The organism is Neoaquamicrobium sediminum, from assembly GCF_013240295.1.
GTDB classification, from domain to species: Bacteria; Pseudomonadota; Alphaproteobacteria; order Rhizobiales; family Rhizobiaceae; genus Aerobium; species Aerobium sediminum.
Genome location: NZ_JABETK010000001.1, coordinates 128,617 through 152,506, shown reverse-complemented (window position 1 = coordinate 152,506; position 23,890 = coordinate 128,617). Strand labels below are relative to the sequence as shown.

Below are 23,890 nucleotides of genomic sequence, written 5' to 3'. Positions count from 1 at the left end.
AGGCATAGTAGCCGCGGTTCCGACACCGGTTGACGAGAATGGTCGTGCCCTGAAAGAGGCCTTCCTGGAGCACTGCGGCTGGGCACTGGCCAATGGCTGCGATGCCCTGAACGTGCTTGGCACGACGGGCGAGGCCAATTCGCTCGGCGTCGCGCAACGCAAGCACGTCATGGCCTGGGCGGCAGGGGCGTTCGATGCCGGCAAGCTGATGGTTGGCACCGGCCTGCCGGCGCTGGAAGACACGCTCGACCTGACCCGGTCGGCCGCCGACATGGGCTATCGGGTGGCCCTCGTCCTGCCGCCGTTCTACTACAAGCCGGTCAGCGATGATGGTCTCGTGGCCTGGTATGAAGCGCTGGATCGCGCGCTCGGCGATACGCCGATCCAGGTCTATTTCTACAATTTCCCGCAAATGACGGGCGTGCCGATCCCGGTCGACGTGGTCGCGCGCCTGGCGAAGGCCAATCCGCAACGCTTTGCCGGCATCAAGGATTCCTCCGGCGACCTGGCCTACTGCCGCGCGCTGGTGAAGGCGGTGCCGGGCCTCAAGGTTTTCCCGAGTTCGGAAACGGCCCTCGGGGAGGCGAAGGAGGCGGGCTTTGCGGGATGTATCTCTGCGACGGTCAACATCAGCGCCCCGCTCTGCGCGACCCTTGTCGAAAAGGGAGACGAAAACGGCCTTGCTGCCCGGATCGGCAAGTTGCGGGCCGACATCGCCGCGCATCCTCTGGTTCCGGCGGTCAAATATCTCGTCGGCAAGCGGTCCGGCGACACAATCTGGAACCGTGTACTTCCGCCATTCGTCCCGCTTGGCGATGTCTCGCGTGCGGCGCTCGACAGCATCGCCGAACAGGTTTGAATCCGGGGAGAGCGGCAATGGACAAGCACGACAATCTGATCGGCGGCGCGTGGGTCGGCGCTGATACCTATGGCGAGAACCGCAATCCCTCGAACTGGGACGAGGTGATAGGCCTTTATGCGCACGGCAGCAGCGCCGATGCGGAGAGGGCGGTGGAGGCAGCGCGTGCTGCGGCACCGGGTTGGGCCGCGCCACACCGCAAGCGCGCCATGATCTCCTGGAGGCTGTGGGCCGCAAGCTCGCCGAACGGTCGCAGGAAATCGGCCGCCTGCTGTCGCGGGAGGAAGGCAAGACGTTGGCCGAAGGCATCGGCGAAACCATGCGGGCCGCCCAGGTGTTCAAGTTCTTCGCCGGCGAGGCCTTGCGCGTGACCGGGGACATGCTGGCATCGGTGCGCCCCGACATCGATGTCGAGGTGACCCGCGAGCCGGTCGGCGTCGTCGGCCTGATCACGCCATGGAATTTCCCGATCGCCATTCCTGCGTGGAAGACAGCCCCGGCACTCGCTTACGGCAACTGCGTCGTCCTCAAGCCGGCCGATCTGACGCCTGCCTGCGCGCATGTCATCGCACGGCTGCTGGACGAATGCGGCTGCCCGCCGGGCGTCTTCAATCTCGTGATGGGCCGCGGTTCGGTGGTTGGCGAAACGATCGTCACGCATCCCGGCGTCGATGCTCTCTCGTTTACCGGGTCTGTGGGCACCGGCAGCCACATCGCCGAGGTCTGCGGGAGACTGAAGCGCAAGTGCCAGCTCGAGATGGGCGGCAAGAATCCGATGGTGGTGCTCAACGACGCCGATCTCGACGTAGCGGTTTCGGCTTGCCTTAACGGGACATTTTTCTCCACCGGTCAGCGCTGCACCGCTTCGTCTCGGCTGATCGTCGAGGACGGCATCCACGACGCGTTCGTCGAAAGGCTCGTTGCCGGGATGCGGGCTCTGCGGGTAGGGGATGCGCTCGCACCCGAAACGCAGATCGGACCGGTCGTCGACGGCAAGCAGCTTGATTCCAACCTCGCCTATGTCGACCTTGCCGGCAAGGAAGGAGCCGAAGTGATCGGCGGCGAGCGGCTCGAACTTGCGACAAACGGCTTCTTTCAGGCGCCGGCCCTGTTTCTCGGTACCGACAATTCCATGCGCATCAACCGCGAGGAAATCTTCGGGCCTTGCGGCTCGATCATCAAGGTCGGGGACTTCGATGAAGCGCTTGCGGTGGCCAACGACACCGAATTCGGCCTGTCCGCCGGCATCTGCACAACGAACCTGAAATCGGCGCGCGAGTTCAAGCGCAGGTCCCAGGCTGGCATGGTGATGGTCAATCTGCCGACGGCAGGTGTCGACTTCCACGTGCCGTTCGGCGGTCGCAAGAGCTCTTCCTACGGTCCGCGCGAGCAGGGACGGTATGCGGCCGAATTCTACACGACGGTGAAGACCGCATACGTCTTCGCGGGGTGAATCGAATGGGAGACGACGTCTGGCGTGATCGTTTTCTCGGCCTATGCGACGAGGTCGCGAGCTGGTCTGAAGACCGCGACTTCAAGGTCGGCGCGGTGGTTGTCGGGCCCGGCCACGAGATCCGCGCGACTGGCTATAACGGCCTGCCGCGTGGCGTCTCGTCAGCCGACGAGCGCCGTTTCGACCGCGCGAGCGGCGAGAAATTCTTCTGGATCGAACATGCCGAGCGCAATGCCATCTACAATGCGGCGCGCGCGGGAACTGCACTCGCGGGATGCACGATCTACGTGAACCGCTTCCCCTGCGCGGATTGCACCCGCGCGATCATACAGTCGGGCATCGTCTGCGTTGAATGTCCGCCGAAGCCCCGGAACGATGGAAAACTCGATCACAGTTTCGATGTTTCAGAGACCATGCTGCGCGAGGCGGGTATTTCCCTCCTGACGCTTGATGAGCCGCCTGCGCACAAAAACTGATCCAACAGCCTTCCGGACCTTACCGATCGAGATTGGCGTTCCGTGCTGAAAGCCAGCGCAGCACGATGGATTCATCGATGTCCAAGCCTTTCAGTGGCTGCCGATAGCGTCGCCGCAGTGTTTGGATTTCGTCACTCAGCGTGCCATCCTGCCAGGCTTCGATGACCGCAGGGTGCACGTAGCACCGTCGACAAACGGCGCGGGTGTTGCGCAGGCGCTTCGCCACCGCGTCCAGCACTTCGTTGAGCGCGATTGCCTGCTGGCGCTTCGAGGGCGGCAACTCCCTGGCCGCCAGCGCGAGCGCGGCAGAAACCGTCGCGCCCCAGGTGCGAAAGTGCTTGGACGTGAACTCCGCACCGATGGCAGTCCTGATGTAGTCGTTGACGTCCTGCGAGCGGATATCGCGTCGTTCACCGTCGTCGCCGAGATATTGGAACAGACGCTGGCCCGGCAGTTCCTGCACTGCGCGTACGACTGACGCGACCCTCCGGTCGGTGAACTTCAGGCGCCATTTCTGCCCGGATTTCCCGATGAAGGAAAAACGCAGGCTTGCCCCTTCCACATCGAGGTGTTTCGAGCGCAACGTGGTCAGGCCGAAACTCTTGTTGTCACGGCTGTAGATGTCGTTTCCGACCCGGATCAGCGTGTTGTCGAGCAGTCTGACTACCGAAGCCAGAACCCGCTCGCGTGGCAGGCCACGCCTTCGAAGATCGCTGTCGATCTGTTTGCGAAGTTTCGGCAGTGCGCGGGCGAACATGGCAAGGCTCGAAAACTTCGCTTCGTCGCGACAGGCCGTCCAGGCCGGATGGTAACGATACTGCTTGCGTCCGCGCTGGTCACGGCCGGTGGCCTGGATGTGCCCCTCTGCCAGAGTGCAAATCCACACATCCATCCACGCAGGTGGTATGGCCAGCGCCTTGATCCGCCCGATAATGGTTTCGCTTCCGAGGCGTTTGCCTTTCTCGTCGAGATAGACGAAGCCCTTTCCAACACGGCGCCTGCGGATGCCCGGTTCGGCATCGTTTACATAGACCAGATCGGCGCGCTCTGCGGCCTCCGACGGGTCATTGCCCGCAACCAACGCGTCCATCGCCGTCAGTAGCCGCCGATGATGGGCAGGATTTCGCCCGTGATGTAGCTGGAGCACTGCGGTGACGCGAGGAAGACATAGGCCGGCGCGATCTCCTCGGGCTGTGCCGGTCGCTTCATCGGCGTGTTCGCACCGAAAGTCGCGACCTGCTCCGCGGGGCGCTCGGAGGGGTTGAGGGGTGTCCAGACCGGCCCCGGCGCGACGCAATTGACGCGGATACCCTTCGAAACGAGGCTGGAGCCGAGCGCGCGCGTGAACGCGTGGATGCCGCCCTTGGTCATGGAGTAGTCAAGCAGTTCCGCGCTCCCTTCGATGCCGGTCACGGATCCGGTGTTGACGATCGCGCCGCCGTTCTTCATGTGCTTCACGGCGGCGCGCGCCATGTACAAATAGCCGTAGAGGTTGGTTTTCAGGGTCGTATCGAAGTGCTCGCTTGTGAGGTCCTCGAGACCGGCCGCGTGATACTGGAAGGCGGCATTGTTGACGAGCACGTCGAGCCTGCCGAATTCCTGCACGACCTGCTCCACGGCATGCTGGCAGTAGGCTTCATCGCTGACGTCTCCCGGAAGAAGCAGGCAACGCCGACCTTCATCAGCAACGGCCAGCCGCGTCGTCTCGGCGTCTTCGTGTTCGCTCAGATACGAAATGGCGACGTCGGCGCCTTCACGGGCAAACAGAACCGCGACGGCGCGGCCGATGCCGGAATCGCCGCCGGTGATCAGTGCAGTCATGCCTTCCAGCTTGCCCGAGCCACGCCAGAACGGCGCGTCGTACATGGGCGGCGGCTCGAGTATCGCCTCGTCGCCCGGCTTGGCCTGATGCTGTTTCGGAAAGGGCGGCACCGGATAGGTTCGGGCGCCTGCCTGCATCGCGCCGGGCTTCGCGCCGTCGCCTTGCTCCTGGTCGCTGCTGTCCACCTGCTGCTGGATGCGGTGCTGCTGCTCGACGGCGTCGGCAGCGGTTTCATCGTGCTTCTGGTCAGCCATCGTCTGCTCCTCGATTTTGAGCGCAGAACGGCGGTGGATCGGTATGGTTCCAGACGGCTTCGAATTCGCAATGCCGCCCCGGATCGCCGCCGCGGAACCTTCGCCAGCGCCCCGTGTTGTGGAGCATACGGAGAAGCATCGATGGCGACGAGAGCCCTCTGGAAAGGCCATCTCAGTATCGGAGAATTGAGTTGCGCGGTTGCCCTCTACGCAGCCGCGACGACTTCTGACCGCGTCTCTTTCCATATAGTCAATCGAAAGACCGGCAATCGCGTCCGGCGCGAATACGTTGATGAGGAAACCGGCAAGCCGGTCGATCGCGACGATCAGGTCAAAGGCTACGAGACGTCCAAGGGCAACTACGTGCTGCTCGAACCGGATGAGATCGCGGCGGCGGTGCCGGAGAGCGACAAGACGCTGGCAGTCGAGAGTTTCGTCCCGTGCGACGAAGTCGACACGGTCTATTTCGACAAGCCCTATTTCGTGGCGCCGGCAGACGAAGCGGCCGAAGAGGCATTCGCCGTGATGCGCGAGGGCATGCGCAAGAAGAAGGTGGTTGCGTTGGCCCGCGCCGTACTGTTCCGGCGGGTGCGCACCCTGCTGATCCGGCCGCGGGGCTGTGGCCTCCTCGCCAACACGCTGAACTTCGACTACGAGGTGCGCGCTGCCGACGATGCGTTCGACGCCGTGCCCGAAATGAAGATCAAGGGCGAGATGCTCGACCTCGCCAAGCACATCATCGACACCAAATCCGGCACGTTCGACCCGTCCGCCTTCGACGACCGCTACGACGCGGCGCTCGCCGAACTGGTCAAGGCCAAGGCGGAGGGCCGCGAGATCGAAAAGCCGAAGCGAAAGCGCGAGGGCAAGGTCATCGACCTGATGGAAGCGCTGCGCGAGAGTGCCGCCGCCGCCGGCAAGGGAAAGCGGAACGCGAAGAAGAAGGCTTCGACGGCTTCAACACCCAAACGCAAGGCCGGTTGAGCAATGGCGCTCGACACATATCGCCGCAAGCGCGACTTCGAAAAGACGCCCGAACCGAAGGGCGCGGATCGCAAGGCTGCGGCCGGAAACAGCTTCGTCGTGCAGAAGCATGACGCGCGCCGACTTCACTACGATTTTCGACTGGAGATGGACGGCGTTCTCAAGAGCTGGGCCGTGACGCGCGGCCCGAGCCTTGTGCCGTCGGAGAAGCGGCTTGCCGTCCATGTCGAGGACCATCCGCTCGACTATGGCGACTTCGAGGGAACGATCCCGAAAGGCGAATATGGTGGCGGCACGGTCATTGTCTGGGATCGCGGGACGTGGACGCCGGAAGGCGATGCGGAGAAGGGGCTTAAGAAGGGCCATCTCGAATTCACGCTCGAGGGCGAGAAGCTTTCCGGCCGTTGGCATCTCGTGCGGATGGCGAAGCGGCCGCGAGAAAAGCGCGACAACTGGCTGCTGATAAAGGGCGACGACGACCAGGCCCGCTCGGAAGACGATCCCGACATTCTGGAGGAACGGCCGGAATCCGTCAAAACCGGCAGGGAGGTCGCGGACGTGGCCGGCGAGGAGCCAGGCTGGTCGTCCCGGACCGGCAAGATCGACAAGGCGCCACAGAAGGCTGCACCCGCGGTTCGTGGCACGAAGAAGGCGCGCATGCCGGAATTCGTCGCGCCGCAGCTCGCCACGCTGAAGCCGCACGCGCCTGCCGGCAAGGGCTGGATCCACGAGATCAAGTTCGACGGATACCGTCTCCAGGCCCGCATCGAAAAGGGCAAGGTGACATTGCTGACCCGAAGCGGTCTCGACTGGACTGCGAAATTCGGCAAAGACGTGCCGAAGGCGCTTGGCGCGTTGCCGGTCGAGCAGGCTATCCTCGATGGCGAACTGGTCGTCGAAGCTTCAGGCGGCGCTTCGGACTTCTCAGCGCTGCAGGCGGATTTGAGCGCCGGTCGCGCCGACCGTTTCATCTACTATGCCTTTGATCTTCTCTATCTGGACGGTCGCGACCTGCGCGGGGCCGCGCTCGTGGATCGCAAGGCGGCGCTGGCCAAGCTTATCGAGGGCGCGCCGGATACGCTACGCTACTCCGACCACTTCGAAGAAGACGGCGAGATTGTGCTGCGCCACGCCTGCCGCCTCAGTCTGGAGGGCGTCGTTTCCAAGCGTGCCTCCGGCAAATACGCCTCCGGTCGTGGGCGCGACTGGGTCAAGTCGAAATGCAGCGACCGGCAGGAGATGGTCGTTGGCGGCTTCATGCCTTCGACAACGTCGAAACAGGCCATCGGTTCGCTCGTGCTCGGCGTCTACGACGACGGCAAGTTGCGTCACGTGGGGCGTGTCGGCACCGGATTCAGTCGCGATGTAGCACGGGACCTCTACGCGCGGCTCAGCGCCCTGGAGCGCAAGACGTCTCCGTTTGCCGACAAGCTCGACGCGGTAGCCCGGCGCGGCGTCCGTTTCGTCAAACCGCAATTGGTCGCCGAGGTCGAATTTCGCGACTGGACTGCGGATGGCAGGCTGCGCCATGCTGCGTTTCGTGGCCTGCGGGAGGACAAGCCCGCCGGCGAAGTGGTGCGCGAGGATGAAGGCGTGGCAACCAGAAAGGCGTCGACCTCAAAGGTGAAGCTCACGCACCCCGACCGTGTCTACTGGAAGGATGCCGGTGTCACCAAGGAGGGGCTTGCGAGCTATTATGCTCAGGTCTGGCGGTTGATGGCCCCGCATGTCGTTTCGCGCCCTCTGGCGCTTGTGCGCTGCCCGCAAGGCACAACCCAGCAGTGCTTCTTCCAGAAACACGGTTGGAAGGGGATGAGCGGCGAAATCATGACACGTCGCGATCCGCAGGGAGACGGCGAGGATGACACCCTGATAGCCGTCGATTCCCTGGATGGACTGGTCGGCCTCGTCCAGGGCGCTTCCCTGGAAATCCATACTTGGCAGGCCAGCCTCGACGAGCTCGAAAGGCCGGACCAGCTCGTGATCGACCTCGATCCGGGCGATGGCGTTGCCTGGAGTACGGTGATCGACGCTGCGCTTGAGGTGCGTGAGCGGCTGGAAGCCGCCAAGCTCACCGCTTTCGTCAAGACCACTGGCGGCAAGGGCCTCCATGTCGTCGCGCCCCTGAAACCCTCGGTCGGCTGGGACGGGTCAAGGACTTCGCGCGGCAACTTGCCGATTCCATGGAAGCGGATGCTCCGGACAGTTTCATCGCCAAGGCGACCAAGGCGGAGCGCAAGGGCAGGATATTCGTCGACTATCTGCGTAACGGCCGCGGCGCGACCGCGATTGCGCCGTATTCAACGCGTGCGCGAAAGGGCGCAACGGTTGCCATGCCTCTGGGCTGGGAGGATCTAGGGCCTGAGATCGGCCCAGGCTACTTTACCGTCGACAATGCGATGGCGCGGCTCGACAATCTCGATGCCGATCCATGGGCCGATTTCAGAAAGGCCGCTGCTCCGCTCGCCGCGAAAAAATCGTAGCCGTCAGCGCGATTTGCCGCCCTTCTTCTCGGCCTCGACGCTTTTACGCAGCGCGTCCATGATCGAAACCACATTGTCGGGCGTCTCGGCCGGTGCTTCCTTCTTCCCACCCTTTCGCGGTGCCGGCGGCTTCTGCTTTTTCTTCTTTGAAGAAATGATGCGTTTCAGGCGCTTCTGCACCGGGTCCTGCACCATGGAAGGGTCCCATTCGGCGGTGCGCTCTTCGATCAGCTTGCTGATTATGCGCAGCGCTTTTGTATCCGGTTTGCCTTTGTCGATGCCGGAGAAATAGTCTTCCGCTTCCCGCACCTCGTCACCGTATCGCAGCGTCCAGACGACGATGCCTTTGCCGCGCGGCTCCAGCATCAACGCGCGCTCTCGCCGGTAGAGCACCACACGCGAAATGCCGACCATCCCCGTGGCGGCCATCGCATCGCGGATCACCGAAAAGGCTTCTTCGGCGATCTTGTCGTCGGGCGTGAGATAATGCGCCTTGTCGAGCCATATCCAGGGAATCTCCTCCCTAGCCACGAAGGTGTCTATGTCTATGGTTCGTGCGCTTTCGAGCGCGACCGCCTCCAGTTCGTCATCCTCGAGCAGGATGAACCTGTCCTCGGAAACAGGGTAGCCCTTGACCTCGTCGCTCTCGCGAACCGGCTTGCCGGTTTCCTCGTCGACATAGCGACTTTCGACGCGATTGCCGGTGGCTCGGTTGATTGTGTGAAAACGCACTTTGCCTCTGGGCGAGGTGGCAGGAACCATCGCAACCCGGCATGTCACCAGCGAAAGCCGCAGATAACCCTTCCAGAAGCTGCGTGGCGCCATTGCCGTCTCCACGTTCCAGATCAGGCAACGTGGGAGCTTCTCCTTCGTTCCGTCTGCCCTGCAGGGCAACGGCAAGGGCGCTGAGACGCTGGACATCGACGGCTGGCAATCGCGATGGAAACCTCGGCGCGGGAAACGCCGCGGCCGATGCTCACGACCGCATCACGCGGCCTCCACTGACGTGAAGGCCGATTTGGAGGTCTTGCGCGCGCTTGCAAGAAGTCCTCGGGTGTAGTCTTCGCTCGGCGCGTTGAAGATGTCCGCCGTCTTGCCCTGCTCGACGATCCTGCCTCGGTTCATCACCAGCACCCGGTCGCACAGTTCGCGCACCACCGCGAGGTCGTGGGAAATGAAGACGTAGGTCAGGTCCAGTTCCTCACGCAGTTCGCGCAGGAACGCCAGCACCTGCGCCTGCACGGACACGTCGAGTGCCGAAGTCGGCTCGTCGAGAAGCAGGAGTTTCGGGTTCAGCGCGACGGCACGAGCGATGCACACACGTTGCTTCTGGCCGCCCGACAGTTCGTGCGGGTAGCGATAGCGGAACAGGCGCGGCAACTGCACGATGTCCAGCAGCCTGTCCACCTCCGCGTCGATGTCACGCCGCGACAGCTTCGACTGGATGCGGAACGGTTCGCCGATGGCATCGCCGATCGTGTGGCGCCCGTTGAGCGCCGAATGCGGATTCTGGAAGACGAGCTGCATATGCCGGCGCATGAGCCGCAAAGGCTCTCCGGAAAGCCCGGTAATGTCCTGCCCGTCAAAGATCACCTGTCCGCCGGTCGGCTCGATAAGGCGCAGCACGAGGCGGGCGATCGTCGATTTGCCGGAGCCGGATTCGCCGACGATGCCGAGTATCTCTCCCTTGGCCACGGAGAAATCGACCGCGTCGACGGCACGGACTTCGCCGCCCGAGCGCGTCGCGTAGACCTTCGACAGATCCTTGACCTCGAGCAGCGGCGCGCTGGCCGTCGGCGCTTGCTGCAGGTCGAGCGGAGCGTCGATATCGGGAACGGCGGCAAGCAGCTTTCTGGTGTAGTCGTGCCGAGGCGCGCGCAGGATTTCGACGGTCTCGCCTTCCTCGACGATTTCGCCGTGGTACATCACCGCGCATCGCTTCGCCACGGTCGCGATGGCGCCGACGTCGTGGCTGATCATGATGACAGTGAGGTTCAGCTTCTCGACAAGCTCGTTGATGAGGTCGAGCACCTGTGCCTGAACCGTGACGTCGAGCGCGGTGGTCGGCTCGTCGGCAATCAGCAGGTCGGGCTTGCCGGACAGCGCCATGGCAATCAGCACCCTCTGGCGCATCCCCCGGAGAGCTGATGCGGATACTGATCGCAGACGCGTGACGGATCAGGGATGCCGACCTGGTCGAGCAGTTCCTCGCTGCGTGCGCGGCGCGCTTTCTGGCGCGTCGGTGTGCCGGTCGCGCGGCCATGCGCGGCGATCACGTCGCCGATCTGCTGCCCGATCGTGAACAGCGGATTGAGATAGGTCATCGGGTCCTGAAAGATCATAGAGATCCGTACGCCGCGGATCTTCTTCCATTCCACGTCGCTCAGAGTCGATAGGTCTGTCCCGTCGAAAGCAATGCTGCCGCTGATCGTGCGTGAGCGCTTCGGACCTATGCCGAGGATGGAACGGACCAGCACCGTCTTGCCTGAGCCGGACTCCCCGACGATGCCCAGCGTCTCGCCACGCTTCACGGTGAGGTTGATGTTCTTCAACACATGGACCGGGCCGTCGAACGTATCGATGTCGAGCGTGAAGTCTCTGATCTCGAGTAGGTCGCTCATCGTTCGCGGCTCCTCGGATCGAGAATGTCACGCAAGCCGTCGCCGAGAAGGTTGAAGCCCAGCACGGTCAGGAAGGTCGCGGCTCCGGGGAAGAAGGAATACCACCACCAGTCGGGCATGTAGCTGCGCGCCACCGAGATCATGGCACCCCATTCCGGCGCCGGCGGACGCGCGCCCAGCCCGATGAAACCGAGGCTGGCGGCCGAAAGGATCGCCATGCCCATGTCCATGCTCATCTTGACGATGATCGGCGACCAGCAGTTCGGCAGGATGTGATGCCAAAGGATCCATGGCGTGCGAGCGCCGAGCGAGCGGGCGGATTCGACGAACAGCTCTTCCTTGACCGAAAGCGTCTTGGCTTCGACCAGGCGGACATAGCCCGGCCACCATACGATCGCCAGCGCTATGACGCAGTTGGTAATCCCGGGGCCTAGGGCGGCGACGATGGCCAGCGCGAGCGCCAGACCGGGAACCGCCAGGAACAGTTCCGTGAGACGCATGATGGCCGCGCGGATGAAGCCGCCCTTGTAACCGGCGATGATGCCCAGCGGTATGCCGATGAGCGCACCGATACCGGTGATGAGCACCCCGATCCAAAGCGAGGTTCGGGCACCGACGATGACGCGCGACAGGATGTCGGAGCCCATCTCGTCAGTGCCGAAGAGGTGGTCGGCGCTGGGCGGCTGAAGCCGCTGAGCCATGTCGAAGCCGCCGGTCGTATGCTCGGGGTAGGGCGCTAGCCAGGGCCCGAAAGCTGCGAGAAACAGGAACAGCAGCACCAGAACGAGGCCCAGCATGGAGGAAAAGCTGCCGGCGAAGGTGTAGGCGTAGAGACGCCACTGGCGGATGCTGCTTTCGTGCCGCTCGCGGAAGGAGAGCCGGGCCGGGGGCGTGATGTCGTTGGTCGTCATCAGGCGTTCCTCAGGCGCGGGTCGATCCATGCATAGGCGAGGTCGACGATTGTATTGGCGATGATGAAGAAGAAGCCGATCAGCAGGGTCACGCCGATGACCGGCTTGAAGTCCGACGACAGCGCCGACGACACCGCGTAAAGGCCGATTCCCGGCCAGTCGAAGACGGTTTCCACCAGCACCGTCGACCCCAGCATCCAGCCGAAGCGCAGGCCAATCATCGCAAGCGTTGGCAGCATTGCGTTCTTGAGCGCGTAAAGCGCAACGATGCGGCGCGACGACAGGCCGTGCGCGCGGGCAGCGACGACGTGGTCGGATTGCAAAACCTCGACCATCTCGGCGCGATTGACGCGCAGGATTGAGGCCAGGCACGGAAAGGAAAGCACGACCGCAGGAAGGATGATGTGGCTGAGCGCCGTCCAGAACAGGGAGAACTGCCCGCGCAGAAGTGCATCCACGAGGAGCAGGTGCGTGATGGGTTCCGGCGGCCGTGCGACGAGCGGAAGGCGTCCGGATACGGGCAGCCAGCCCATCTGGACCGCGAAGAATAGCTGCAGGAGTATGCCGAACCAGAATGCCGGAAGTGCTACACCGGAGATGGAGAATATCCGCGTCAGGTGGTCGAACCAGCTATTGCGGTAGACAGCGGACAGCATGCCGAGCGGCACGCCGACGAATATGCCCAGGGCCATGGCGACAAGAACCAGCTCTATCGTCGCCGGTGCGTAACGCAGAAGCTCGTCGATGACGGGGCGCGTCGTCACGATGGATGTGCCGAGATCGCCCCGCAGCAGGCCACTCATGTAGATGATGAACTGCTCGGGAAGAGGCTTGTCGAGCCCGTTTGCCACGCGGATGGTCTCGACCATGTCCTCGGTGGCATTGGGGCCGGCGACGAGGCGGGCCGGATCGCCCGGCGCGACATTGGTGATGAGAAACGTCAGCGCGGCGATGCCGAGCATGGTTCCCACCAGGGTCGCCAGTTTCCGCAGCGTGAAGCTCAGCATGTGGCCTTTGGTCCTTGTCGGTGCGGGGAGCGCGGACGCTCCCCGCGTAGCGGTATTATTCCGCGTCGATCCACAGGGGATAGAGGTCGACCTCGCCGGTAAACCGTACGGGGCTGAACTTGAAGCCCTCCAGATAGTCGCGGTGTGCCCAGCGGCGGTTCTGGAGCATGCCGAACACCTCCGGCTGATCGGCGACAATCTGCGTCTGGATCTTTGCGTAGAGATCGGCGCGTTCGTCCCAGTCGGTGCTGGCGCGAGCCTTGTCGATCATACCGGCAACCTCCGGATTGTCGTAGAACGCCATCGCGTAATACTGGCCCCAGCTATTCTTATGATACTGATAGGCCACCGCATCCGGGTCGGTCGAGATCGGCGTGACGTAGACCGAGGTCATCGCCGGCGAGGTTTCAACCCGCGAGCCGTTGGCGACCATGTTGGGCCACTGCTCCGGCGTGATCTCGACGTTGATGTTCAGTTCCTTGAGGTTTTCGAGAAGCACCAGGCCGATACGACGCGCCTCTTCCAGACCGGCGACATGGACGTAAGGCAGCGTGATGCCCCCATCGGGATATTGGGATTTCGCCAGATATTCCTTCGCCTTGGCCATGTCCTGTCGCGGAATATCGGGGACGTCGATATGACCGCGCATGGCATCGGGCAGGGGGCTCGTCTGCAAGGACGCCGCGCCGTTGTAGATCTGGATGAGCGCATCGTAGTCGAGCGCGTAGGCAATCGCCTTGCGCAGGTTGATGTCGGCGGTGGGGCCCTGCTGAGTGTTGAACTTGATGCCGAAGGTGGTCATGCCCTTGTGGTTCTGGATCTCGATCCCGGGCGTGTTGGCGATCTGGACATAGTCGTCAGAGGTCAGGCCCTCGACAATGTCGACCTCGCCGCGCTGCAGCGACGCGCGCTGTGCGGACGGTTCGCGGATGATGCGGTAGATGACGCCAGCCGGACGGTTCTCGCCCTGCGGCCAGCCTTTCCAGTAGTCCGCGACGGCCTCGATTTCATAGAGGACGTTCGGCTCCCAGCGGCCGAGCTTGAAGGGACCGGACCCGGCCGCGTTTTCCGTCAGCCACTTCTCGCCATAGTCGCCGTCGACCTCGTTGGCCTTGACCTGCTCGGGATTGACGATGAACCACCAGGGCATGAAAGACAGGAACGGCGCGTAGGGCGCCTTGAGTTCGAACTGCACGGTGTAGTCGTCAACGACGGTGATGCCTTCGGGTGCGAGGAAGTCCTTCAGCATCCAGGCCACGCCCTTGTTGAGCTTGAGGCCGCGTTCGAAAGAATAGCGCACGGCCTCGGCGTTGACGGGGTCGCCGTTGTGGAACTTGGCGTTCTCGACCAGCTTGAAGGTCCAGGTCTTGCCGTCTTCGCTCGTCTCCCAGCTCTCGGCGAGCCACGGCTTGATCTCGGCTGGGTCGCCTTCGTATTTGACCAGCGCGTCATAGACGGCCTGCTGGATCATGCGCGTCGACCAGTCGTAGCGCACATGGGGATCGAGAACAGGGATCGCCTGGCGACCGGCAAAGACGATGATTTCGCCATTGTCGGTGCGCTCGAAGGCGGATGCCGGCGATGTCATCAGGGTGCCGCTCAGCAGCGCTGCTGCCATCGCGGCCAGAACAAGGTTTTTCTTCATCGATAGTTCCCCTTTTTCAGGTGTTCAACCCAAGCCTCAAATCATCTGGCGAACGACGCCTGCCACGACGCGCCGGGAGAGCAGAACAGGTGCATTCGTCTGGGTACGGACCTCATCCAGCATTGCGGCCGTGTAACCCATGCAATGCATGACCACGAGGTCGCAGTCGGCCACGCCCTTCGCGCCGTCCGATACGCCGTTTCCCGAATAGGGTGACGCCGACACCACGGTCGGCTCTCCTGCGAAGACGTGCCGGCGCGCAAATTCCGCGACCTGCCTTTCGAGCGGGACGATGACGCCCAGCTTGCGGCAGGAAGCGGCAAGCGCCTCGACGGTGGAGTCCACGATCCTCTGGGCTTCGACCACAAGCGTGTTCTTCAGCGGGTCGATGCGGGTACCGGTGCACAGAAGCACCACAAGATCAAATCCGCCGGCATCGATCTCGGCCAGGATTTCGTTCAGGCGCGCTTCGGTCCGTTCCTTGGAGGTAATGATCTCCGTGCCGTCGCGCAGGCGGGTCGCGAACGACAACTCGCCATCGTGTGCGCGAAACGTATCCAGCGCGTCGCCTTCAAGGTGGTCCAGGACTCCGAATTCTTGGAAGGCAGGTTTGGCGTCGAGCCCGGCCGTGATCTCGGCCATCATTTCCGGCACGATGTCGGAACGCGGGGTCTGGCCGATCGTAACGAATGCGATGCGCGCTATGCCGGACATGTGGCTCGGTTCCTCCTGCTGATGGAACCAAGCTAGCCGTCAAAAAGTCCGCGCGACTATAGGGAACTCCCCTAGGTGAGGAGGGAAACGCGGATTGGTGCTGCCGCTTCGCCGTGCAATCGCGTGCCTTCCACGGCAGCAAATCAGGGATGCCCGGCCTGAATCACCATGCGGATGAGGGCTGCCGAGGAAGCGACTTCCATTTTCGACATCACGTTCGAGCGGTGTATCTCGACGGTCTTCGGGCTGATGCCAAGCTGTCGCGCGATCGCCTTGTTTGAGAGCCCCTCGGCGACCAGCGACATGACCTGCCGCTCGCGCGCGGTGAGCCGGTTCACGCGCTCGGTGAACTCGCTCGACATGCCCGGCAGGGTAATCGGCTGCGACTGGTAGAGAAGCAGGCGCACGGCGCTGGCAATGATCCTGCGGGCGAGCACGACCGGCTTGCCAGTCACCTTGGCTGCCATCTCGCGGTCGGCTTCGGAAAAGCTCACAGAGTTGAGCACGATGATCTCACAGTCGGCGAGGTCGAACAGCGCGCGCGCAAGCGACTGCTTGTCGTTGTCGAGCGCATGGCTGGCTGTGATCCGATATGGCTGGAGCGCCGGGATGTCGAGTTCGTTGATCTGCCGTTCCAATGGCTGGATCAGGCCGACCGACGAGCCTTGCGCGGCCAGCGAAAAACCGCCGATTCCAGCGCGCGCTGCGCGTTGACGGTCAGGCAGGTGCTGTCGAAGTCGCGGAAAAGACCGGTCGAAAGGATAACGACCAGGTCGAATTCATTCGGCCGAAACGCGGCGACAAGTTGCGCCATGCGCTCGCCGATCCGCGCTTTGGAAACAACGATTTCGCTGTTGTCGGCCAGCCGGGTCACGATGCTGGTCTCGCCCGGTCTGACCCGGAGGTTGTCGATCTCTCGTGCCGACAGCCCGTCCAGCGCTCCCAGTTCCAGGGCCTCGATCGGCATGTCGAGATTGGCGAGTATGTCGCCGATCAGGTCGGAGCGCGGCGACTGCCCGACGCTGACGAACATCACCTTCTTCGGCGGGGCCGGGGCGGTGCTGTTGTCCGTCGTGGTCACGTGGCGAGATACTCCTGTCGACCCCGGGCGGAATGCCTATTCGTTGGGCAAGCGCGATATAGGGGCAGTTCCTTATATTGTCGGCCGGTCTCCGAAGCTAGCTTCTAGCGCATCTTTCGGAGGTGAATATGATCCGTGACTTCGAGGTGGACGAGATCGATCCGCTGGCAGTGGGCGCCTGGATACTTGGAACGGGCGGCGGTGGCAGCCCCTATCTGGCGCAGCTCAATCTCAAGAAACTTTATCGCGACGGCCGCAAATGCAGGCTTATCGACCCGCTGGAACTCGATGACGACGATGCGGTGGCTGTCGTTTCCAAGATGGGCGCGCCACTCGTCGGTCAGGAGAGGCTGGTGGACCCGGCGCATCTCGCGCGCGCCATGAAACTCATGGAAGAATATACGGGCAGGCCGTTCCGCGCGGTTATGAGCGTCGAGATCGGCGGCGGCAACGCGCTGTCGCCCTTCCTTGCCGGTGCGATGCTCGACATCCCGGTCGTTGACGCCGACGCGATGGGCCGCGCCTATCCGGAAGCGCAGATGACCTCCTTCGCGATCGGCGATCTGCAGATGTACCCGCTGACGCTGGTCGATTGCCGCGACAACGAGGCGATCGTTGCCAAGGCGGCTAGCTGGAAGTGGATGGAGCGGATTTCGCGCAAGGTCTGCACCGAAGTCGGTTCCACCTCGGCAACCTGCAAGGCGCCACGTACGGGCCGCGAGGTGAAGGACTGGGGCGTGCTGCACACCGTCACCAAGGCAACGAGCCTGGGCCGGGCGGTGCTCTCGGCGCGCGCGCGCCACACCGACCCCATTGCCGCGGTGCTGGAGCACGAGGGCGGTGTCGAGCTTTTCAGGGGCAAGGTCACGGATGTCGACCGCACCACGACCGGCGGCTTCCTGCGCGGTGTCGCAAAGATCGAAGGGCTCGATTCGGATCGCGGGTCTTTGCTGGAGCTCTCCTTCCAGAACGAGTGGGCCGTCGCCTTCCGCGATGGCACGCCAATGGCGATGACGCCGGACCTGATCTGTCTGCTCGATACGGTGTCGGGCGAAGCGATCGGGACCGAGACCGTCCGCTACGGGCAGCGCGTCACCGCCGTCGCTCTTCCGGCTCCCGCCGTGCTTCAGACCCCCAAGGGTCTCGAACACGTCGGCCCCCGGGCGTTCGGCTACGACCTGGACTTCAAATCGGTATTTGCATCATGAAGCGTATTGGCATCGACGTCGGCGGGACGAACACCGACGCTGTCCTGATCGACGGCGAAACCGTTCTCAGTTCAATCAAGTTCCCCACCACCGCGGATGTGATGAAAGGCGTGGTCGATGCGATCCGCCATGTCACTGCCAGCCAGCCGGCCAGTGCCTCGCAGGTCGATGCGGTGATGATCGGCACCACGCATTTCACGAATGCGGTCGTGGAGCGGGCTCGCCTCGAACGCGTCGGTGCGATCCGCATCGCGATGCCGGCCGGCGCCTCCCTTCCGCCGATGGTCGACTGGCCGGACGACCTGCGCGAGGCAGTCGATCCGCTGAGCTTCATGGTGGAGGGCGGGCATGAATATGACGGGCGGCCGCTCGTGCCGCTGGATCGTGACGCCGTGCGGGATGCTGCGATGCGCATCCGCGATGCTGGCATCCAGTCCGTCGGCATCACTGCGCTGTTTTCGCCGCTGACCACGGAATGTGAGGTCGAGGCTGCTGAGATCGTACGCTCAGTGATGCCCGACGCGCGGATCACCCTGTCGCATACGCTCGGCCGCATCGGCTTGCTCGAACGCGAGAACGTGACACTGCTCAACGCCGCATTGCAGGGGCTTGGCCAGCGCACGGTCGACGCGTTCGCCAAGGCGCTGAAGGAATCGGGTGTCCATGCGCCGTTCTATCTGACGCAGAACGACGGCACGGTGGTGCTCGCCGAAGTGGCGGCCGCGAACCCGGTCTACAGCTTCGCGTCCGGCCCCACCAATTCGATGCGCGGTGCGGCATTCCTGACCGGTCTCAAGGAGGCGATGGTCATCGATGTCGGCGGCACGACCAGTGACATCGGCTGCCTTGTCGGCGGCTTCCCGCGCGAGGCCAATAATGTGGTCGAGGTCGGCGGCGTGCGCACGCTTTTCCGCATGCCAGACCTGTTGCCTATGGCGCTCGGCGGGGGCACGATCATCGACGCGGAGAAGGGCACCATAGGTCCACGCAGCGTCGGCTACCGCATCACCAGCGAGGCGCTTGTCTTCGGCGGATCGACGCTGACCACGACCGACATCGCGGTTGCTGCGGGGCTTGTCGAGATCGGCGACCGCGACCGGGTCAGCCACCTCGACCAGACGCTCGTTTCGACCTTGCTCAAGCGCATCGAGCAGATGGTCGAGGACAGCGTCGACCGTATGAAAACCTCCGCGGATGGCGTCGAGCTCATCGCGGTGGGCGGGGGCTCGTTCCTCATCCCCGAAAAGCTGAACGGCGTCAGCGAGGTCTTGCGCGTCGAGCACGCCGGCGTCGCCAATGCGCTCGGCGCTGCCATGGCGCAGGTATCGGGCGAGGTCGATCAGGTCTTCTCCGAGATGAGCCGCGACGCTGCCATCGCGGAAGCCGAGAAACTTGCCCGGCAGCGCGCGATCGAGGCTGGAGCCCAGCCGGGCACGATCTCCTTGCTCGACACGGAAGACATTCCGATCGCCTATCTGCCCGGCGATGCACGCCGCGTGAGGGTACGCGTCGTGGGCGACATCGCCTTCAACGAGAAGCGCGAGGTCGCTTGACCGATCTGGTGCAGACGGCGGCGGTCAAGCCGTCGTCGATCTGCGCTTGATGGTCAACTAGCTTGCGAAGGTGAGCTGCATCTTGATGGCGCGGCTGCGGTCACCCGCCATCTCGAATGCAGCAGGCGCCTCTGCGAGATCGACCGCCCCGGTAATGATCGGCCTGACGTCGATGCGGCGCTGGTCGATCAGCCTGACAGCCTGCGCGTATTCGCCAACGAAGCGGTGTGTGCCGACGAACGCGATCTCCTTGCCGACGATCAGGTTCAGCGGAACCGCGACATCTCCGGCCACGCCCACTTCGACCAAAGTGCCCTGCGGCCGGATAGCCGCGATAGCGGTGCGTACCGCTGGCGCCGCAGCCGAGCATTCGAAGGCGAGGTCGAACGTGCCCTTGCCCTCGGTGTAGGTGTCGAGCCGTTCCGGGTTCGCGCCGACATTGATGATTTCGTCGGCGCCCATCCGTCGCGCCACGTCCAGCGCGGCGTCCTGCAGGTCGGTCGCGACGATGTGGCTCGCGCCTGCATGGCGCAGGGCAGCGATTACCAGCGCACCGATCGGACCAGCACCACTGACGAGCGCCGTCTTGCCTGCGAGGTTCCCGGCCGACGTGCCGGCGCGGTTAAGCGCATGCAGGCAGACCGCTAGCGGCTCCGCACAGGCGGCCTCGGCAAGCGAAACGTCGTCGTTTTCGAGCTTCACGCACTGATAGGCGTCGACGACCATCAAGTCGCGAAAACCGCCTTGTTCATGCGGAAACCGCAAGGCCGAGCCGAAGAAGCGCATCGTCATGCAGTGCTGCTGGAGACCTGCGAGACAATAGCGGCACTGGTTGCACGGGCGGCTGGGGTTGACCGCGACCCGGTCGCCCGGCGCAAGCCCTTCAACCTGTGGGCCCACAGCGCGAACGGTGCCTGCAACCTCATGGCCAAGGATGATCGGCTCGCGGACACGGATGGGACCGAAACCGCCATGGTGGTAGTAGTGAAGATCGGACCCGCAGATGCCGCCGGCGCCCATGGCAACCAGCACTTCGCCTGCGCCCGGCTCCGCGACATCGATCTCCTCGATCCTTATATCGCCCTTCCCATGCAGGCGGCAGACGCGGGTTTTCATGGAACGACTCCGTACAGGTTATCGCGCCATCAGCGTGGTTGGCAGCCAGGTCGAGATTGCGGGGATGTAGGACACCAGCAGCAGCACGATGATGTTTGAAAGCAGGAAAGGCATGATCGCCTTCACCACCGGCAGAGCAACGGTAGCCGGGCGATGTTGGCACAGACGAACAGGCAGACGCCGACCGGCGGCGTGGTCAGCCCCAGCATCAGGTTGAGCACGGCGAAGGTGGCGAAATGCAGCGGGTCGATGCCCACGGCCTGCGCCAGCGTAAGCAGCGGCACGAACAGAATGATGAGCGCTGCGATCGTCTCCATGAACATGCCGACGAACAGGAGAAGCAGGTTGATCAGCAGGATTACCAGAAACTTGTTGTCAGTGATGGACAGAACCGCACTGACGATCATCTGCGGGATGCGTTCGGCTGAGAGTATCGATCCGAAGACGTTGGCGAAGCCGACCAGCGCGAGAATGCCCGCTGACGAGACGGCGCTGTCGATGACGATCTTCGGCACTCTGGCGATCGGCAGTTCGCGGTAGACGAAGGCGCCGACGACGAAGGCGTAGATGGCAGCGACTATGGCGGTTTCGGTCGGCGTGGCGACGCCTGACATCAGCCCCCGACGATGAGCGCCGTCATGGCGATCGCCCAGAATGCGCTGAAGAACGACGCGACGAGTTCGCGCACGCCTTTCCATTCCTGGCGGGGAAAGTCTCGGCGTACGGAGATGATGTAGCACACGACCATCATGCCCACGCCCATCAGGATGCCGGGTATGGCGCCTGCCAGAAACATCTGGCCGACCGAGATGCCCGACAGCGCGCCGACGATGATCATCGGCACGCTGGGCGGGATCATCGGCCCGACCGTGGAAGACGCCGCGGTGATGGCCGCCGAGAAGTCTGCCGGATAGCCGGACTTCTTCATGCCCGGTATCAGCACGCTGCCGAGCGAGGCGGCGTCGGCTACAGCCGTGCCCGAAATGCCGCCGAAGAGCATCGAGCCGGCGACATTGGTCATGCCGAGCCCGCCGCGCATCCATCCGACAAGCGCGTTGGCGAAACGGATGATGCGCTCGGTGATGCCGCCGCCGTTCATCAGGTTGCCGGCGAGGATGAAGCCGGGGATGCACAGGAGCACGAAGACATCGATGCCCGCGAACATGCGTTGCGGGATGATCACCAGCGGCATGCCCGAGGCGACGATATAGGCAAGTGACGCCAGTCCGAGGCAGATCGCCACCGGGACGCCAAGCGCGAGCGTGATGAGAAATGTGCCGAAGAGCCAGAAAAGTTCCACCTATTCCTCCTCGGCAAACTGCGCCCGGCCATCGTCGGTGCCCGTCAGCATTCCGATGGCGCGGAGAAGCGAAAACACCAGCAGGGTGATCGCAAGAACCAGAACGCTGGCGTGAATCATGTCCATGGACCAGCGCAGACTGGGTGAGGTCTGCATGGCGCCGATGCTTGTGAAGCGCCAGGCCGGCGCGATCATCAGAGCCGCGAGCCCGGCGGTAAGGATGGTCGACACGAGCCGCATCCACCATGCGAGGCGTTCGGACATCGCATCCTGGATAATGTCGACATTGACTAGGTCGCCGCTGCGAAGCGAAAGGCCTGCTCCGATGGCCGCCATATAAAGCAACATGAAGCGCGCCAGCTCTTCGGTCCAGATCGGCGAACTGGCCGTGAAGGTGCGGGCATAGACCTGGATCGCGACCGAGGCGATCAGCACGGCGAAGACGGCGCCGATCGCGATGCGGCAGAGCATGTCCAGGATGTCGGCTATGCGGGTGACGGCCGTCATGATGCGCCCACCTCATTGGAAGGGGAGCGCGACCGTTGGTGGCCGCGCTCCGTTTAAGTGACTACTGCTGGCTGAACAGGTCTTCGACGATCGGCCGGATGCTCTCGTCGACGCTGTTGATCACGGCGTCGCGCGCGGCGGTTGCGAAAGCCGCTGTATCGACCTCGACGAAGGTCATGCCCTTGCTCTCCAGATCGTCGCGGATCGCCTTTTCGTCGCTGAGGAACTGCTCACGCTCGAATTCCTGCGCGCGCCGTCCCGCTTCCAGCACGTGCTCGCGATCTTCCTCCGACAACTGGCCCCATATCTGCTCCGAAATCGTCAGGTAGATCCAGGAGCGGACGTGCTCGGTGAGGTTCACATGGCTTTGCACTTCGTTGAACGAAGCGGACTGGATGAGCGCAAGCGGGTTTTCCTGGCCTTCGATCGTGCCGTTCTGCAGCGAGGTGAACACTTCCGAGAAGGCCATTGGTGTCGGCGATGCGCCGAGCGCCGACCAGGTGTCGACGAAGAGCGGCACATTCGGAACGCGCATACGGAAACCGTTCAGTTCCGAGGGCGATGCGATCGGCCGGTTCGAGGTGAGATTGCGCGGCCCGCGCGCGAAATAGGCGATCGGGCGAACCTGTGCGCGCTCGATGATCTGGGCTTCGATCTGGTCGCCGATCTCGCCGCTCGCGACCCCGTCCATCTGCTCGAGAGAAGTGTAGGCATAGGGGACGGCAAGAAGCGCGGCCATCGGCGCCCAGTTCTGCAGGCTCTCGCCGGTGATCGTCATCTCGATGGTGCCGAGCTGCATGCCGTTGATGAGATCCATTTCGCGGCCGAGCGAGTCGTTCGGAAACACCTCGACGGCGATGCGGCCGTCGGTGAGCGCGGAAAGCTCCTCGCCGAACTTCACCGATGCCTTGTGCCAGGAGTTCTGCTCGTTGGCGAGGTGGCCGAGCTTGAGCGTGAGCTCCTGGGCAAGGGCGCCGGTGGCGGTCAGTGCTGCAAGCGCCAGGCCAGCGGCGAGTGACTTGATGATGGAACGAGACGTCATGAGGTATCCTCCCTGTGGATTGATTTTCTCGGTTTTCAGTTTCATCGCGCTGCGCCGAAAAGGTCCGGCCTTGCCTTGGCTACCTCGGGCAGGGATTTCAGGATTTCACGCAGATGAGCGCGCATCGCGGCTTCCGCGCGCGGAGCGTCATTTTCGACGATGCCGGCGACGATTTCCTCGTGCTGGCTGATCAGCAGCCGCACATGCAGCTTCTCGACGCTGAGGTAGCGCACACGGTCCATCTGCGCCTTGACCTCCTCGATGACCCTCCAGGCGTATGACTTGCCGGCCATCTCGGCGAGCGTGCGGTGGAAGAGTTCGTCCAGCTTGACGAAGCCGTCTGAATCATCGTCCGCGACGCGCTTCTGGCGGTCGATCTGCGCGAGCAGTTCCGTCCTGATCGCCGTATCGCACCGCTCGACGACGAGCTTGACCACATCGGCCTCGATCGCCTCGCGCACGAAGCGGGCATCCATGACGGCGTCGGTCGAAATTCGGGTGATCATGGTGCCGCGCTGCGGCCTGATCTGCACGAGCCCGGCTTCAGCAAGCTTGATGAAGGCCTCGCGCACCGGCTGGCGCGAAACGTCGTAGCCGCGGGCGATCTCGGTTTCCGAAATGACCTCGCCGGGAAGGAGCTCGGTGCGCACGATGCGGTCGCGCAGCAGCCGGTAGATCTGCGGCGCGATTGCTGCCGAAGAGTTTATGGCGCTCGCGATGACGGCGGTGTCGATTGTCAGATTGCTCCTCCCTTGAGCAAAACTATCCACCATACTTCCATACTAGTCAACACTTGTGTATAAATCGGGTCCTGACTATGGACACATGGCTGGCCTCGCTGCTGTTACAGAGCG

The 23,890-nt window shown here is 63.4% G+C and carries 20 protein-coding genes and 3 pseudogenes; 7 read left to right on the top strand and 16 right to left on the bottom strand.

Features of this window, described 5'->3' with window-relative positions; genetic code table 11:
* Positions 1 to 4 precede the first annotated feature (4 nt).
* From HK436_RS00795 to HK436_RS00785, 3 genes and pseudogenes are all read left to right on the top strand, one after another.
* A complete protein-coding gene (locus HK436_RS00795) occupies positions 5 to 859 on the top strand; it encodes a dihydrodipicolinate synthase family protein (protein ID WP_173189840.1) in 855 nt (284 codons plus the stop codon).
* 17 nt (positions 860 to 876) lie between these two features.
* Positions 877 to 2,312 (top strand): annotated as a pseudogene (locus tag HK436_RS00790) (aldehyde dehydrogenase family protein).
* Positions 2,313 to 2,317: 5 nt separating this feature from the next.
* Entirely contained in the window at positions 2,318 to 2,788 is a 471-nt protein-coding gene (locus HK436_RS00785; protein ID WP_173186607.1) for a deoxycytidylate deaminase, read from the top strand.
* A gap of 19 nt (positions 2,789 to 2,807) precedes the next feature.
* On the opposite strand, the gene HK436_RS00780 is transcribed toward HK436_RS00785, so the two are convergent.
* Both HK436_RS00780 and HK436_RS00775 read right to left on the bottom strand, forming a co-directional pair.
* Entirely contained in the window at positions 2,808 to 3,878 is a 1,071-nt protein-coding gene (locus HK436_RS00780) for a DNA topoisomerase IB (protein WP_173186605.1), read from the bottom strand.
* A 5-nt stretch (positions 3,879 to 3,883) separates the two neighbouring features.
* Complete coding sequence (locus HK436_RS00775) at positions 3,884 to 4,864, bottom strand: SDR family oxidoreductase (RefSeq protein ID WP_173186603.1); 981 nt, start codon at positions 4,862 to 4,864, stop codon at positions 3,884 to 3,886.
* Positions 4,865 to 5,005: 141 nt separating this feature from the next.
* On the opposite strand from HK436_RS00775, the gene ku (HK436_RS00770) reads away from it, so the two are divergent.
* Both ku (HK436_RS00770) and ligD read left to right on the top strand, forming a co-directional pair.
* The gene (gene ku, locus HK436_RS00770; RefSeq protein ID WP_173186601.1) at positions 5,006 to 5,848 is read left to right on the top strand and encodes a non-homologous end joining protein Ku; all 843 of its coding nucleotides are present in this window, start codon (positions 5,006 to 5,008) and stop codon (positions 5,846 to 5,848) included.
* A 3-nt stretch (positions 5,849 to 5,851) separates the two neighbouring features.
* Positions 5,852 to 8,331: pseudogene (ligD, locus tag HK436_RS00765) on the top strand (DNA ligase D).
* A 3-nt stretch (positions 8,332 to 8,334) separates the two neighbouring features.
* Here the strand turns inward: ligD and ku (HK436_RS00760) are convergent.
* The 9 genes from ku (HK436_RS00760) to HK436_RS00725 all read right to left on the bottom strand — a co-directional run bounded on the left by ku (HK436_RS00760) (position 8,335) and on the right by HK436_RS00725 (position 16,310).
* Entirely contained in the window at positions 8,335 to 9,156 is an 822-nt protein-coding gene (ku, locus tag HK436_RS00760) for a non-homologous end joining protein Ku (protein ID WP_173186599.1), read from the bottom strand.
* A gap of 162 nt (positions 9,157 to 9,318) precedes the next feature.
* The gene (locus HK436_RS00755) at positions 9,319 to 10,452 is read right to left on the bottom strand and encodes an ATP-binding cassette domain-containing protein (RefSeq protein WP_206680465.1); all 1,134 of its coding nucleotides are present in this window, start codon (positions 10,450 to 10,452) and stop codon (positions 9,319 to 9,321) included.
* Positions 10,446 to 10,952 carry an ATP-binding cassette domain-containing protein gene (locus tag HK436_RS30440; RefSeq protein ID WP_206680464.1) on the bottom strand — a complete coding sequence of 169 codons (507 nt, stop codon included), beginning with the start codon at positions 10,950 to 10,952 and terminating at the stop codon, positions 10,446 to 10,448. Before HK436_RS30440 ends, HK436_RS00755 begins: the two co-directional genes overlap by 7 nt.
* Entirely contained in the window at positions 10,949 to 11,863 is a 915-nt protein-coding gene (locus HK436_RS00750; protein ID WP_173186597.1) for an ABC transporter permease, read from the bottom strand. Before HK436_RS00750 ends, HK436_RS30440 begins: the two co-directional genes overlap by 4 nt.
* On the bottom strand, positions 11,863 to 12,870 hold the full coding sequence (locus tag HK436_RS00745; protein WP_173186595.1) for an ABC transporter permease: 1,008 nt from the start codon (positions 12,868 to 12,870) through the stop codon (positions 11,863 to 11,865). Before HK436_RS00745 ends, HK436_RS00750 begins: the two co-directional genes overlap by 1 nt.
* 55 nt (positions 12,871 to 12,925) lie before the next feature.
* On the bottom strand, positions 12,926 to 14,515 hold the full coding sequence (locus tag HK436_RS00740; RefSeq protein WP_173186593.1) for an ABC transporter substrate-binding protein: 1,590 nt from the start codon (positions 14,513 to 14,515) through the stop codon (positions 12,926 to 12,928).
* Between the two features lie 36 nt (positions 14,516 to 14,551).
* On the bottom strand, positions 14,552 to 15,229 hold the full coding sequence (locus tag HK436_RS00735) for an AroM family protein (protein WP_173186591.1): 678 nt from the start codon (positions 15,227 to 15,229) through the stop codon (positions 14,552 to 14,554).
* 143 nt (positions 15,230 to 15,372) lie between these two features.
* The gene (locus tag HK436_RS32195) at positions 15,373 to 15,867 is read right to left on the bottom strand and encodes an AroM family protein (RefSeq protein ID WP_206680463.1); all 495 of its coding nucleotides are present in this window, start codon (positions 15,865 to 15,867) and stop codon (positions 15,373 to 15,375) included.
* Positions 15,868 to 15,875: 8 nt separating this feature from the next.
* Positions 15,876 to 16,310 carry an AroM family protein gene (locus HK436_RS00725; RefSeq protein ID WP_173186589.1) on the bottom strand — a complete coding sequence of 145 codons (435 nt, stop codon included), beginning with the start codon at positions 16,308 to 16,310 and terminating at the stop codon, positions 15,876 to 15,878.
* Between the two features lie 128 nt (positions 16,311 to 16,438).
* On the opposite strand from HK436_RS00725, the gene HK436_RS00720 reads away from it, so the two are divergent.
* A complete protein-coding gene (locus tag HK436_RS00720; RefSeq protein ID WP_173186587.1) occupies positions 16,439 to 17,518 on the top strand; it encodes an S-methyl thiohydantoin desulfurase family protein in 1,080 nt (359 codons plus the stop codon).
* On the top strand, positions 17,515 to 19,071 hold the full coding sequence (locus HK436_RS00715) for a hydantoinase/oxoprolinase N-terminal domain-containing protein (protein ID WP_173186585.1): 1,557 nt from the start codon (positions 17,515 to 17,517) through the stop codon (positions 19,069 to 19,071). Before HK436_RS00720 ends, HK436_RS00715 begins: the two co-directional genes overlap by 4 nt.
* 57 nt (positions 19,072 to 19,128) lie before the next feature.
* Here HK436_RS00715 and HK436_RS00710 read toward each other — a convergent pair whose 3' ends face one another.
* From HK436_RS00710 to HK436_RS00690, 5 genes and pseudogenes are all read right to left on the bottom strand, one after another.
* Positions 19,129 to 20,187, bottom strand: coding sequence for an L-idonate 5-dehydrogenase (locus tag HK436_RS00710; protein WP_173186583.1), 1,059 nt, complete (start codon positions 20,185 to 20,187; stop codon positions 19,129 to 19,131).
* A 122-nt stretch (positions 20,188 to 20,309) separates the two neighbouring features.
* Positions 20,310 to 21,430: pseudogene (locus HK436_RS00705) on the bottom strand (TRAP transporter large permease).
* Positions 21,431 to 21,487: 57 nt separating this feature from the next.
* A complete protein-coding gene (locus HK436_RS00700; RefSeq protein ID WP_173186581.1) occupies positions 21,488 to 21,994 on the bottom strand; it encodes a TRAP transporter small permease in 507 nt (168 codons plus the stop codon).
* A gap of 61 nt (positions 21,995 to 22,055) precedes the next feature.
* Positions 22,056 to 23,036, bottom strand: coding sequence for a TRAP transporter substrate-binding protein (locus HK436_RS00695; RefSeq protein ID WP_173186579.1), 981 nt, complete (start codon positions 23,034 to 23,036; stop codon positions 22,056 to 22,058).
* Between the two features lie 41 nt (positions 23,037 to 23,077).
* Complete coding sequence (locus tag HK436_RS00690) at positions 23,078 to 23,809, bottom strand: GntR family transcriptional regulator (RefSeq protein WP_173186577.1); 732 nt, start codon at positions 23,807 to 23,809, stop codon at positions 23,078 to 23,080.
* Between the last annotated feature and the right edge of the window lie 81 nt (positions 23,810 to 23,890).

Coding starts and splice junctions, on each gene's coding strand:
- HK436_RS00690 (WP_173186577.1), bottom strand. CDS start 23,809: ATGGTGGATAGTTTTGCTCAAGGGAGGAGCAATCTGACAATCGACACC.
- HK436_RS00775 (WP_173186603.1), bottom strand. CDS start 4,864: ATGGCTGACCAGAAGCACGATGAAACCGCTGCCGACGCCGTCGAGCAG.
- HK436_RS00720 (WP_173186587.1), top strand. CDS start 16,439: ATGATCCGTGACTTCGAGGTGGACGAGATCGATCCGCTGGCAGTGGGC.
- HK436_RS00750 (WP_173186597.1), bottom strand. CDS start 11,863: ATGACGACCAACGACATCACGCCCCCGGCCCGGCTCTCCTTCCGCGAG.
- HK436_RS00740 (WP_173186593.1), bottom strand. CDS start 14,515: ATGAAGAAAAACCTTGTTCTGGCCGCGATGGCAGCAGCGCTGCTGAGC.
- HK436_RS00700 (WP_173186581.1), bottom strand. CDS start 21,994: ATGACGGCCGTCACCCGCATAGCCGACATCCTGGACATGCTCTGCCGC.
- HK436_RS00785 (WP_173186607.1), top strand. CDS start 2,318: ATGGGAGACGACGTCTGGCGTGATCGTTTTCTCGGCCTATGCGACGAG.
- HK436_RS30440 (WP_206680464.1), bottom strand. CDS start 10,952: ATGAGCGACCTACTCGAGATCAGAGACTTCACGCTCGACATCGATACG.
- HK436_RS00780 (WP_173186605.1), bottom strand. CDS start 3,878: ATGGACGCGTTGGTTGCGGGCAATGACCCGTCGGAGGCCGCAGAGCGC.
- HK436_RS00710 (WP_173186583.1), bottom strand. CDS start 20,187: ATGAAAACCCGCGTCTGCCGCCTGCATGGGAAGGGCGATATAAGGATC.
- HK436_RS00745 (WP_173186595.1), bottom strand. CDS start 12,870: ATGCTGAGCTTCACGCTGCGGAAACTGGCGACCCTGGTGGGAACCATG.
- HK436_RS00715 (WP_173186585.1), top strand. CDS start 17,515: ATGAAGCGTATTGGCATCGACGTCGGCGGGACGAACACCGACGCTGTC.
- ku (WP_173186599.1), bottom strand. CDS start 9,156: ATGGCGCCACGCAGCTTCTGGAAGGGTTATCTGCGGCTTTCGCTGGTG.
- ku (WP_173186601.1), top strand. CDS start 5,006: ATGGCGACGAGAGCCCTCTGGAAAGGCCATCTCAGTATCGGAGAATTG.
- HK436_RS00735 (WP_173186591.1), bottom strand. CDS start 15,229: ATGTCCGGCATAGCGCGCATCGCATTCGTTACGATCGGCCAGACCCCG.
- HK436_RS00695 (WP_173186579.1), bottom strand. CDS start 23,036: ATGACGTCTCGTTCCATCATCAAGTCACTCGCCGCTGGCCTGGCGCTT.